At 62.1% G+C, this 12,204-nt stretch carries 11 protein-coding genes; 4 read left to right on the top strand and 7 right to left on the bottom strand.

Going from position 1 to position 12,204, the window contains the following annotated elements; translation table 11 throughout:
* Window positions 1–44 precede the first annotated feature (44 nt).
* The 5 genes from cysC to pdxH all read right to left on the bottom strand — a co-directional run bounded on the left by cysC (window position 45) and on the right by pdxH (window position 5,268).
* Window positions 45–1,925 (bottom strand): adenylyl-sulfate kinase, encoded by a 1,881-nt coding sequence (cysC, locus tag NJLHNGOC_RS13435; RefSeq protein ID WP_113596859.1) that lies wholly within the window; start codon window positions 1,923–1,925, stop codon window positions 45–47.
* A 28-nt stretch (window positions 1,926–1,953) separates the two neighbouring features.
* Entirely contained in the window at window positions 1,954–2,748 is a 795-nt protein-coding gene (gene cysD / locus NJLHNGOC_RS13430) for a sulfate adenylyltransferase subunit CysD (RefSeq protein ID WP_113596824.1), read from the bottom strand.
* An 88-nt stretch (window positions 2,749–2,836) separates the two neighbouring features.
* On the bottom strand, window positions 2,837–3,532 hold the full coding sequence (locus NJLHNGOC_RS13425; RefSeq protein ID WP_113596858.1) for a phosphoadenylyl-sulfate reductase: 696 nt from the start codon (window positions 3,530–3,532) through the stop codon (window positions 2,837–2,839).
* A 161-nt stretch (window positions 3,533–3,693) separates the two neighbouring features.
* Window positions 3,694–4,575 (bottom strand): universal stress protein, encoded by an 882-nt coding sequence (locus NJLHNGOC_RS13420; RefSeq protein ID WP_110526449.1) that lies wholly within the window; start codon window positions 4,573–4,575, stop codon window positions 3,694–3,696.
* Between the two features lie 84 nt (window positions 4,576–4,659).
* On the bottom strand, window positions 4,660–5,268 hold the full coding sequence (pdxH, locus tag NJLHNGOC_RS13415) for a pyridoxamine 5'-phosphate oxidase (RefSeq protein WP_113596823.1): 609 nt from the start codon (window positions 5,266–5,268) through the stop codon (window positions 4,660–4,662).
* A gap of 217 nt (window positions 5,269–5,485) precedes the next feature.
* Here pdxH and fabI point away from each other — a divergent pair, with 217 nt between their 5' ends.
* Together fabI and aroC are read left to right on the top strand one after the other, a co-directional pair.
* A complete protein-coding gene (gene fabI, locus NJLHNGOC_RS13410; RefSeq protein WP_110526455.1) occupies window positions 5,486–6,325 on the top strand; it encodes an enoyl-ACP reductase FabI in 840 nt (279 codons plus the stop codon).
* Window positions 6,326–6,349: 24 nt separating this feature from the next.
* The gene (gene aroC, locus NJLHNGOC_RS13405; RefSeq protein WP_113596822.1) at window positions 6,350–7,423 is read left to right on the top strand and encodes a chorismate synthase; all 1,074 of its coding nucleotides are present in this window, start codon (window positions 6,350–6,352) and stop codon (window positions 7,421–7,423) included.
* 26 nt (window positions 7,424–7,449) lie between these two features.
* Here the strand turns inward: aroC and NJLHNGOC_RS13400 are convergent, their stop codons facing one another.
* Window positions 7,450–7,881, bottom strand: a complete 432-nt coding sequence (locus tag NJLHNGOC_RS13400; RefSeq protein ID WP_113596821.1) for an OsmC family peroxiredoxin — start codon at window positions 7,879–7,881, stop codon at window positions 7,450–7,452.
* A gap of 261 nt (window positions 7,882–8,142) precedes the next feature.
* On the opposite strand from NJLHNGOC_RS13400, the gene NJLHNGOC_RS13395 reads away from it, so the two are divergent.
* Complete coding sequence (locus tag NJLHNGOC_RS13395; protein WP_113596820.1) at window positions 8,143–8,754, top strand: nitroreductase family protein; 612 nt, start codon at window positions 8,143–8,145, stop codon at window positions 8,752–8,754.
* 307 nt (window positions 8,755–9,061) lie between these two features.
* Complete coding sequence (locus NJLHNGOC_RS13390; RefSeq protein WP_113596819.1) at window positions 9,062–10,339, top strand: DEAD/DEAH box helicase; 1,278 nt, start codon at window positions 9,062–9,064, stop codon at window positions 10,337–10,339.
* Between the two features lie 166 nt (window positions 10,340–10,505).
* On the opposite strand, the gene NJLHNGOC_RS13385 is transcribed toward NJLHNGOC_RS13390, so the two are convergent.
* A complete protein-coding gene (locus NJLHNGOC_RS13385; RefSeq protein WP_113596818.1) occupies window positions 10,506–12,113 on the bottom strand; it encodes a S41 family peptidase in 1,608 nt (535 codons plus the stop codon).
* Window positions 12,114–12,204: the final 91 nt, after the last annotated feature.

The following is a 12,204-nucleotide window of genomic DNA, read 5'->3' as shown; positions in this document are numbered from 1 at the left end:
CCGGAGCGGGTGGACGGAAATATCCGCCCACCCTGTTCCATTCCTCAGGAACCGGACCCCGTTGAGGTCAGGGCAACCGTCCGGGCAATGAACGTGACAAGGTCACGCGCGGTTGCCGGTACGTCCCGGCCATCGGTCGAAAGGCGCAGGTCAGGTTTGGCAGGGGCCTCATACGGGGCATCCACGCCGGTGAAACCTGAAATCTTGCCCGATCGTGCCGCGGCATAGAGTCCCTTGGGGTCGCGGGATTCACAGGTGGGCTGCGGCGTATCGACAAAAACCTCGTGGAACCCGTCGCCCACGATCTGGCGTGCGAGTTCACGATCGGCGACCGTGGGCGAAATCAGGGCGACCAGCACGACCTGTCCGCTGTCGGCAAGGATACGCGCCACGGCGGCGGCGCGACGGACGTTTTCACGCCGGTCCGCTTCGCTGAAGCCAAGGTCGGAACACAGGCCGGCGCGCAGCGTATCCCCGTCAAGCACCGAGACATCCATCCCGCGGGAGAACAGCTGAAGTTCGGCCGCGCGCGCGATGGTGCTTTTCCCTGCGCCGGGCAGGCCCGTCATCCAGAAAACACCGCCACGATGTCCCTTGGCCTGTGCACGGTCCCACAGGGAAACGGTGCTGCCGGTCGGATGGATGGCGTTGGTCCCGGCAACGATGTCTGCCACCCCGATCAGGGGCACGCCGCCCACGATCTGCTGGTTGCGGTCCACCAGGACGCCACGTCCATCCGCCGTGCCGGGCAGGAACGGGTCGAACTGCATCGTCTCGGACACGGCGAGGGTGATTTCGGCGAACCCTTCGGGGGGAACCACGTCGGCGGGATGTTCGGTCAGGTCCTCCAGGCGCACGACGGAATCAATGGATGCCACCGTCACCTGATGTTCCGCCGTCGCCAGCCGCAGGCGGAAACTCTCGCCAACGCGCAGCGGCTCCTGACGCAGCCAGAACAGGCGCGCACGCACGCGCGCGCCCTGCAATGGCGCCTCCGTCGGCGGGAAAAGCAGGTCGCCACGGTCGGGAATCACGTCGGGTTCCAGCGTGATGGCGACCGACTGTCCCGCCACCGCCGTCTCCTGCACGGCGGTGTGCCAGCTTTCGATCGTCGCGATGCGCGCCACGGTGCCGTGGCGTCCGATCACGACCTCATCGCCGATATGGATGCGGCCACGTTCAATACGGCCGACGACGACGCGCTGGGCGTCAAAGCGATAGACGTCCTGCACCGGCAGGCGCAGCGGCAGGTCCGAACGCGAGGAGGGGGCCGGCACGCGGGCCAGCGCCTCGGTCAGGGTCGGGCCCTTGTACCATTTCATCCGTTCGGACCGCGATGCGATATTGTCACCTTCGCGGGCGGAGGCCGGCACGAACAGGGTCGGCTCGATTTCCAGCTGCTTGAGCAGGGCGGCCACGCTGTGTTCGGAGGCCGTGATCCTGGCTTCGTCGTAATCCAGCAGGTCGACCTTGTTCATCAGGACGATGACGTGGCGAATGCCGATCAGGCGCAGCAGCATGGCATGGCGGCGCGTCTGTTCCTGCGCGCCCTCGGCGGCGTCAACCACCAGGACGGCGGCTTCGGCATCGGCGGCGCCGGTGATCATGTTGCGCAGGAACTGCCGGTGGCCCGGCGCATCGACGATCACGAACTGGCGCTGCCCCAGACGGAACGGGATGCGTGTCGAATCCACGGTCACGCCCTGGTCGCGCTCGATCTGCAGGCTGTCGAGCAGGAAGCTCCATTCAACCGACAGGCCGCGCTTCGTGCTGGATTCAATGATCTGCGCCACCCGTCCGTCAGGCAGGCTGTCGGTATCGTACAGCAGGCGTCCGATCAGGGTGGATTTGCCGTGATCGACATGGCCGACGATCACGATCGGGGTGGCTGCCTCCTGCGAGGCGGGGGGAGAAATCGTATTCATGTCCTTGCAGCTCCGCTCGGCCCGACGTTCACAGGTAACCAGCAACGCGAAGACGCTCGAACGCATCCTCGGATTCATGATCCATCGCGCGGCCCGCCCGTTCCGACGTGCGCGAGGTTTCCAGTTCGGCGATCACCTCGGCCACCGTGCTGGCGTTGCTTTCGACAGGATTGGTGATGTCCTGATCCCCCAGCGAACGGTAACGCTTGCCATTTTTCGAGAAATACAGGTCGACAAGGGGAATGCCCTCGCGCTCGATGTACCGCCAGATGTCGATTTCCCGCCATGACAGCAGGGGATGGACGCGGATATGCATGCCGGGTTCATGCGGGGTCGCGTACTGGTCCCAGAATTCGGGCGGCTGGTTGCGTACGTCCCATTTGTGGCCGGCACCGCGCGGGCTGAACACGCGTTCCTTCGCGCGGGTGGCCTGTTCATCGCGGCGGATGCCCGCGATGACGCCCGCCAGCTTGTATTTTTCGATCATCGCGGCAAGGCCCGCCGTCTTGCGCGCGGCCGAACGTGCGGCCGGCGGCAGGGTCGGGTCGATTTCCTCCACCGCCGGGCAGTCGCCCAGCAGCAGGTCGAGGTTCCATTTCTTGGTATATTCGTCGCGGAACTGGTACATTTCCGGGAATTTCTTGCCGGTATCGACATGCATGACGGGAAACGGCACGCGCCCAAGGAACGCCTTGCGCGCAAGCCAGACCATCACGTTGGAATCCTTGCCCAGCGACCATAGCATCGCCAGCGGCTTGAGCTTGCGATAGGCCTCGCGGAGGATGAAAATGCTCTGGGCTTCGAGCTGATCGAGATCGTCCATGGGTTTGCAGACCTTCCTTTCCGGGGAAGCAGTGACAGGATAAGGCAAAAAAGTTGTCGCCGTGGGACACGGGGCCGTTGTGCGGAATTCAGGATACCCTGCGAAGGTGGATGCCGCATTCGGTCTTGCTCTGTCCCGCCCAGCGGCCGGAACGCGGGTCGGCGTCCGCATCGACGGGGCGGGTGCACGGCGCGCAGCCGACGGATGGATATCCCCGCAGGCTCAGCGGATGGCGCGGCAGGTTCCGGCGCGTCATTTCCGCATCCAGTTCGCGCGGGGTCCAGCGGATCAGCGGATTGATCTTGATGCGGCCGTCATCAAGATGTTCGATCATGGGCAGGTTGGCGCGGGTCGCCGCCTGGCTGCGCTTGCGCCCCGTGATCCATCCGTCAAACGGGATCAGGGCTTCATCCAGCGGCTCCACCTTGCGCAGCGCGCAGCAGGCGTCCGTATCAAAGGCCCACAACTGGCCCTGCGGGTCGCGATCATGGACCTGCGCGGGGTCGGGATGGATATCGCGCACGTCCGTCAGTCCGAGGAAGCGCGTCAGTTCCTGGCGATAGGCAAGGGTTTCGGGAAAATGCTGCCCCGTATCGAGGAACAGGACAGGGACCGCGGGATCGATTTCGGCGGCCAGCGCCAGCAGGACGGCGGATTCCGTCCCGAACGAGGAAACCAGCCCGATGCGTCCACGCAGTTCCCCCGTCAGGGCGCCCCGCAGCACAGCCTGCGCCGTGTTCGCTTCGGCCTGTAGTGATCGTATAATTGACGGATCAATCTTCACCAAACGATCCCCCTCCGCAGTTCACGATCTTTCATCGTTAATTTGGTGAGGAGTTAATCACTATCGTCTCCTCATGCAAGGGGAATAATACACATTCCGGGCCGTGCGCATGACGGGCATATGACTTTGTGGCTGCTGTATTGCACTATTTTGCATAGTGGTTATCGGCTCATGAAAACCGTAAGCTTCCCATTTTCCAGCACATGCCGTGTCACGCCCCCCAGAATCATCTGGCGCAGGCGGGAATGGGAATATGCGCCCATGACCATCATGTCGGCCTTGAAATCACGGCATGCCTCCAGCAGGGCTGCGCCCACGCTGCGTCCGTCCGCGTGGAATTCGTGCATCGTCGTGTCCACCCCGTGTATGTCCAGGTAATGCTTGACGTGGCGGGCTTCCGGCCCAAGCCGCTGGTAGCTGCGGCTGTAAAGGATGCGCACGTCCTCCGCCTCGACAATCCAGGGCAGGGCATGGCGCAGCGCGGTCGCGGCCTCCGTCGTGCCGTTCCATGCAATGCAGATGCGGCGGCCCACGCTGACCGGCCGTTCGATGGGGGCGACCACGACGCAGCGCCCGCTGTCAAACAGCGTCGCATGCAGCGCGTCGGAGGAGGAGACCTGTCCGCTGGCCCCGGTATTGCGCACGATGACGATATCGGACATCCGCGCCTGATGGGCGACGACGGTGTACATGTTGCCCGCCATGGCGGTGAAGCTGGCGCTGGGCCGGTCCATCGGAATGGTGGAAAGGGGGGAGCGTGGCGCGACGAGCGGTATGTTTTCCTCGTCCATGAAGCCATGAAATGCCTGTCGCACCTCGCGCAGGTGCCCCGCGCTTTCATGCAGGGCGGCGGCGATCATTTCCTGCACCATCGCGCCTGACAGCCCTTCGCCTGCTATGGGGCTGACCTCCTGCCAGTCGCTTCCAACATGCAGTCCGGCGATATGCGCGTTGAAACGTCGCGCGAACATCACGGCAATGCCAAGGGCGCTCCCTGCATTTTCCGCGCCGGATAAAGGCAGCAGGATCTTGCGGATGTGCATGGAGGCCCCTTTCGATCTGTTTGTTATTTATTCTGCGTGTCGAGAAACTCTCTCTTTCAGGGAACGGATAAGCGGGCGACAAGTTCAGGGATAAAGACGCTGCCGTATCCAGCCGTCCTGCCCGTCACGCGTCCATGTCGCGCGGTCGTGCAGGCGATAGGGACGATCCTGCCAGAATTCGAAACTGTCGGGGACCACGCGAAAGCCGTTCCAGTTCTCCGGGCGCGGGATCACCGCGTCCTCGCCGGGATATTGTTCTTCCAGTTCCTTCAGCCGCACCTCGAACACGCCCCGGTCCGCAAGGGGGTGGGACTGGTTCGATGCAATCGCGCCAAGGCGGGAGATGCGGCTGCGGCTGGCGAAATAGGTATCGGCTTCCGCCGCGCTTACCGGCTCGACCGGGCCTTCGATGCGGATCTGGCGGCGGATGCTTTTCCAGTGGAACAGCAGGGCCGCGTGCGGATTGGTCTTCAGTTCGGCCGCCTTGCGGCTGTTGAGGTTGGTATAGAAGACGAACCCGCGCCGATCGGCCCCCTTGAGCAGGATCATGCGGACGGAGGGGCGGCCCTGCGGGGTGGCGGTCGCCAGCGCCATCGCGTTCGGGTCATTGGGTTCGTGCGCCACCGCATCCTTCATCCACGCATCGAAAAGGGCGAAGGGGTCGGCCTTGAGGTCAATCAGCTTGACGGTCATGTCTGTTTTCCGGTCTGTGTGTCATATGACGGGGGCCGTGGCCTGATCGTTTTTCGACCCCGCGCGTGGCCTGATGAGAAACATATGGAAATATAAGGTAAATTACGACGTCGGGATTAATCGCTACAATTCCGCGCGCCGGACCTTGTCCGATGCTTCGGCTTGTGCGACCACCATGCCGAAATTTCATACGCCATTCACCACCAAGGGTAGTAGCATGTCAGACGGTGCGGCCAAAATCTCCGCTACGGGTTCTTTGATGAAAGGCAAGCGCGGACTTGTCATGGGCGTCGCGAACGACCGCTCCATCGCGTGGGGCATCGCCCGCGCCGTCGCCGAACAGGGTGGCGAACTGGCCTTCACCTATCAGGGCGAGGCACTGGGCAAGCGGGTGCGTCCGCTGGCGGCCTCCGTCGGGTCCAGCCTGGTCCTGCCGTGCGATGTCAGCGACGATGCCGCGATCGACGCGACGTTCGCGGCGATCGAAAAGGAATGGGGCCAGCTTGATTTCGTGGTGCATGCGATCGGATGGGCCGACAAGCAGTTCCTGCGTGGCCGTTATGTCGATACCCCGCGTGAGGCGTTTCTCAAGGCGCTCGACATATCCTGCTATTCCTTTACCGCCGTGGCGCGGCGCGCGGCGCGGCTGATGAAGTCGGGCGGTTCGCTGCTGACGCTGACCTACCTCGGCGCGGAACGCGTCATGCCGCATTACAATGTGATGGGCGTCGCCAAGGCAGCGCTGGAGGCATCGGTGCGCTACATGGCCGTTGACCTTGGCGGGGATGGCATCCGCGTCAATGGCATTTCCGCCGGTCCCGTCATGACGCTGGCGGCCAATGGCATTGGCGATTTCCGCTATATCCTCAAATGGAACCAGTACAATTCCCCCCTCGAACGCAATGTCTCGCTGGAGGAGGTCGGTGGCGCGGGCCTGTACATGCTGTCCGATCTGTCGGGTGGCGTGACGGGTGAAATCCACCATGTCGATTCCGGATACCATATCGTGGGGATGAAGAACCCCACGGCCCCCGACATCACCGTCGCGGGAAGCTGACGTCAGGACGGCGGGGCAGGCACGATGTCGTACAACACGTTCGGACACATGTTCCGCGTCACGACCTGGGGCGAAAGCCATGGTCCGGCCATCGGCTGTGTGGTGGACGGGTGTCCGCCACGCCTGAAACTGGACGAGGCCGACATCCAGCCCTGGCTTGACCGGCGCAGGCCGGGGCAGTCGAAATATACGACGCAGCGGCAGGAAGCCGACAGGGTGCAGATCCTGTCCGGCGTGTTCGAGGGACAGACGACCGGCACGCCCATTTCCCTGAGCATCCACAATACCGACCAGCGCTCACGCGATTACGGGGACATTGCCGAACGGTACCGCCCCGGTCATGCCGATGTCACGTATGACCGCAAATACGGCATTCGCGATTATCGCGGCGGTGGCCGCTCCTCCGCCCGGGAAACGGCGATGCGTGTTGCCGCGGGGGCGATCGCGCGGCAGGTGCTGGGCCAGGGGGTGCGTATTCGCGGCGCGCTGGTGCAGGTCGGGGCTCTCGGGATCGACCGTGCGCGGTGGGACTGGGATCTGGTGGAGGATAATCCGCTGTTCTGTCCCGATCCGGTAATGCTGGGACAGTGGGAAGATTATCTTGCGCAGATTCGCAAGGATGGATCCTCCATTGGCGCGGTTGTCGAGGTGGTGGCCGAAGGCGTGCCCGCGGGTATGGGGGCGCCGATTTATGGCAAGCTGGATTCCGACCTTGCCATGGCATTCATGAGCATCAATGCTGTCAAGGGCGTTGAAATTGGCGACGGGTTCACCGCCGCCACCCTGACGGGCGAGGAAAATGCCGATCCCATGCGCATGCGCGATGGGCAGCTGCATTTCCTGTCCAACCATGCCGGCGGCATCCTGGGCGGCATTTCCACGGGACAGCCCATCGTTGCGCGTTTCGCGGTCAAGCCCACGAGTTCGATCCTGACCCCCGTTCCTTCAGTCACGCGATCGGGCGGAAACGTGGATGTCATGACCAGGGGACGGCATGACCCGTGCGTCGGGATCCGCGCCGTGCCGGTGGGCGAGGCGATGATGGCCTGCGTGCTGGCCGATCATCTTCTGCGCCATCGGGGACAGGCAGGGACGTGATGTTCCCCGCCCGTTGAGGAAGGGGCTTACTGTTCCAGCACGACTTCCAGCGTGATGGGCGCGTTCAGCAGCTTTGAAATGGGGCAGCCGGCCTTGGCCGTATTGGCCAGTTCGTTGAACGTCGCGAAATCGATGTCCTGCACGGTGGCGTGCAGGGCCAGATGCACGCCGGTCACGGCAAAGCCGTCATCCTGCTTTTCCAGCGACACGGTGGACTTGGTTTCAAGCAGGTCGGCAGTGATGCCTTTTCCGCCCAGCACGCCCGACAGCGCCATTGCAAAGCATGCGGCATGGGCGGCGCCGATCAGTTCTTCAGGATTGGTGCCCGGTGCATCTTCGAAGCGGGTGTTGAAGCCATAGGGCTGTTTCGACAGGGCGCCGCTTTCGGTGGAAACATTGCCTTTTCCATCCTTCAGGCCACCGGCCCACTGCGCCGTTCCATATTTCTTGATCGCCATTCTTCGTACTCCATCCTTTGTCAGGCCCGGATCATGCGATCCCGGACCATGCTGAGGGCATCGTGTTATAACTTCGGTCGCGCATGAAGGTTGTCGGAAGGAATGTCACGCTGTCGTGATGATGGCGATATCCGGGCCGACCGGCGATTCCCGGTCCTTTGACCAGCGGCGGGGGCAGGGGTTACGCTGTGGCGGAATAAAGGACAGCCGCCCGTAAGGCCTTGCGGCCATCGCAGGCGGATCAGGCAGGAGAAAAAGACCATGGATACACTGGAAGCCGTTCGCAGGCGCCGCGCGATAAGGGCATATGATCCTACCTATCACATTGACGATGCGCAGGTTGAGGCGCTGCTGCACGCGGCCCGGCACGCGCCGAGCGCGTTCAATATCCAGCATTGCCGCTTCGTGGTGGTAAAGGACCCGGAACTGCGTCGGGAACTGCGCAAGGTGGCGTGGGATCAGGCGCAGGTGACCGATGCCTCGGTGCTGGTGGTCGTATGTGCCGACGTGGATGCATGGAAAAAGAACCCGGCCCGCTATTTCGACGGGGCACCGAAAGAGGTGCAGGACCAGATGGCCGGCATGATCCACGATTATTACAGCGGTCGCGAATGGGTGCAGCGCGACGAAACCATGCGGAGCGCGGGCCTTGCGGCCCAGACGCTGATGCTGGCGGCCACGGCAGAGGGATACCAGAGCTGCCCCATGGACGGGTTTGATTATGATGCGGTGGGAAAGCTGATCAACCTGCCTGCCGATCATGTCGTCGCCATGTTCGTCGTGATTGGCCGGGGCACGCAGGAAGCCCTGCCACGGGTCGGCGCGCTGCCGGACAGCGAGGTCATCATCACGGACCGTTTCCCGGCCGGTTAAATGGTCATCTGAGCGGGGCGGACGGAAAAAACTTGCGGGGCGGGACGCAAACGGATAGAAGCCGCGTCCAAGGGACGGACCGCGCCTGTCCCGATTGCTGGCATGTAGGCGCGTGTCCTTGACGCGGGGGACACGACAGAAGCGACAGGACCAGTTTCATCCCGACACCTGATAATTCGCGACGACAGACGACCGCCCCATGCACATCTGCGGGGGCAGGTCTTGTGTTCCTTCATCAGGTTTTTCCGGACGCGCATGCTGTCGTGACGTTTCCGGCCATATTTCCTTGCGCCAGGAGGCGCTTTTCATGACAACGTTTGCCGATCTTCATCTTGCGGAGCCGCTGCTGCGGGCTCTCAACGAGGAAGGCTATACCACGCCCACCCCGATTCAGGCTGGCGCCATTCCCTATCTGCTTGAGGGACGCGACCTGCTGGGCCTGGCGCAGACAGGCACGGGCAAGACGGCGGCATTCGCGCTGCCGATCCTAAACCATCTGCTGACCAGCAAGGGCCGTGCCCATCCCAAGGGCGCGCGCGCGCTGGTCCTGGCGCCCACGCGTGAACTGGCGTCACAGATCGATGACAGCTTCTCGTCCTATGCCCGTCATATGAAGTTCACCCATGCGGTGGTTTTCGGTGGCGTGGGGCAGGGACGCCAGATCGAGGCACTGCGTCGCGGTGTCGATGTGCTGGTCGCCGCCCCGGGCCGTCTGCTGGACCTGATGGGGCAGGGGCATGTCGACCTGTCCGGGCTGGAAATCCTTGTCCTGGACGAGGCCGACCGGATGCTGGACATGGGCTTTGTCCGCGATATCCGCAAGATTGTCGCAACGCTGCCGACCGATCGCCAGACCCTGCTGTTTTCCGCCACGATGCCCAAGAGCATTTCGGAGCTGGCGCACGGTCTGCTGCGTGACCCGGCCACGGTGCAGGTCACGCCGCCGTCCAGTACGGTGGACCGCATCCGTCAGGCCGTGATGTATGTGGATACGGGCAACAAGCGCGAGGCGCTGAAGCTGCTGGTGGACTCCCCCAAGGTGGAGCGTGCCGTCGTGTTCACGCTGATGAAGCACGAAGCCAACAAGGTTGCCGCGTTCCTGAACGAGCATGGTATAACGGCGGAGGCCATCCACGGCAACAAGTCGCAGGGCGCGCGCGAACGCGCGATGTCGGGCTTCCGCTCTGGCGCGGTAAAGGTGCTGGTGGCGACCGATATCGCGGCACGCGGCATTGACGTTGATGATGTCACGCATGTCTTCAACTATGATCTGCCGAATGTGCCGGAAAGCTATGTGCACCGGATCGGGCGCACCGCGCGCGCGGGACGTGATGGCTGGGCCGTATCGCTGTGCGATGCCGAACAGCGTGCATGGCTGCGCGATATCGAAAAGACGATCGGCAAGAAGATCCCGGTCGTGCAGGAGCATCCGTATCATTCCGAGGCTGCTGCGAATTCGACCATGCGCCCGCCCGTGCTGGGTGGCGGCGGCCGTGGACGTGGTGGTCGCCCCGGTGGCGGCGGCCGTGGTGGTCGTCCCGGTGGTCATGGTGGCCCGCGCGGAGGTCATCGTCGGGTTGCCTGATTGAATATTCGCGTTGAATGATCAAAAGGGCTGTATCCATATGGGTGTAGCCCTTTTTACTGAGGATGTCATGCATTACAATTGTAATTGTGAATTTTTATTCTATCATTGGACCTGATCCGAGCATGATATAAAATAATAACGTTATATTTTTCGATAATATATATTACTTTATAATGAATAATTCATGGATATTACATAAATCAACAATCGTGTTCCGGTAATTGTTCCGGTAATTGCTCAGTGATCTGGATTGCATGCTGGCGACTGATCGCGACCCGACCCGCCAATGTCTTTCTCTCACTTTCGGTCTGGCAATGCGGCAACCCACGTTTTCAGCGCAATATCGTCGCTGAGCACACCTGGATACGCGATCTCGGGCATATAAGGTCCATAATTGCCGATCCCGATTTCTACCTTCTGAAGCGTTGAAAAGGCGCGCAGCTTTGATGGCAGGGTTTCTTCCCTTACTTCCATGTAACGGGTGGATCGATCCGTTGCTTCCCCCACATGGCACTGCGCCAAGCCGTCGGAAGAGATTTGCGACGATCAGGCAGGAGCTGAAACAATTATGGTCGGTTATTAGCACCAGCCGTCCTTTCATCTTGCTCGGGGGTAATGACCGGGGCGCGGTATCCTGATCAACGGCCAGGGCATTGCGGGCGCAGGCTGGAAGCGCTGGAGAGAACTCACGATGGCTGGCAATAGCCTGTTTCATGTCGCTGACGACCGGCTGATAAAAGCTTATGCCAGCGGTATCGTGCTCCGCTTCTGCATGTGCCAGATCGTTCTGGAGAGTGGCCAGCGTGCCGGGTGAAACTCGCCAGTAATCGCCGGAGCATGCGGGAAGCGGTACCTGGGCGGCAGCGAAGCGCGGATCACCGACCAGCGATCGAGCGATGGCATCAGAGTATCGGGAGTTCCCATCACCATTCCCCCGCAGATCGATCACGACCATCGGGGCGGTCCGGAGGGCGGCCTGATTATTTCGGACCAGATCGACGAACTTCTGCGCCTCGTCTTCGAAGGTATCCAGCCCGATCCACCAGCCGCCTGAAAAAGGCATGACGCTCAATCCGGCGTCACCGTGGCGTGCGATCTGCCTGACTGCTTCCCGCACGTGGGCCGTGAGAGCTGGATGCCAGTGCAGGGTCACGTCCTTTGGTTGGCCTCCCGGTCTGACGAAACGACAATGTGTCGGCCGAACGAGGAAAGGGTTGCCTTCATCCAGCAGCAGCCAGCCTGCCGCGCTGGACCGGATCGCCTCCAGTTCAGGGTCGCCACGGAATTGGGCGATGCGCGGGAAAGCCCAGCTATCGGCGTCCTTGCCGTCACAGCCGAGCAGGACGGAACCTTTGATATCCGGTTCGCCATCAAGTGTCTGCTGCGCGCCCACCACCCAATGACCGTCTTGGCGGATCAGCAGGATGCCGGAAGTGTTGATCCGTTGGGCACCGACGATCGCGTTGTTCCAGATATGCCCATCCTGAAAATCGGCAGCAAGGCCAGCCATCAGGGCGGCATAGGCCGGGTAATCAGTCACCTGCGGCAAGCGTTCAGCAACATGGGCTTTCGCCAGCACGAGCCGTGCCTGAAAGGCTGCATCACCCAGTTCCGGCGCAGCCCCGGGATGGCCTGTCTCGATCAGCTTGAGGGCGGCGTTACTATCTTCGACAGCAATCGTGTGCCAGGCATCAGCTATTGGCGTCGCCTGACATGGGGAGCAGATGATATTCGCCATCATCGCCAGCACTGACAGTAACCGAATTCGCATTACCTGCCCCTGCCTCGCGCTCTTTCGATCACCTGTGCTTAGGCTCAGGACTCATTCTTTGAGATAGAAGATGAAGCTTGCTGCGATGTGG

The sequence above is a fragment of the Novacetimonas cocois genome (assembly GCF_003311635.1).
Classification (GTDB): domain Bacteria; phylum Pseudomonadota; class Alphaproteobacteria; order Acetobacterales; family Acetobacteraceae; genus Novacetimonas; species Novacetimonas cocois.
Note: the sequence above shows the minus strand (reverse complement) of the source record. Positions and strands in the feature narration are given on the sequence as shown.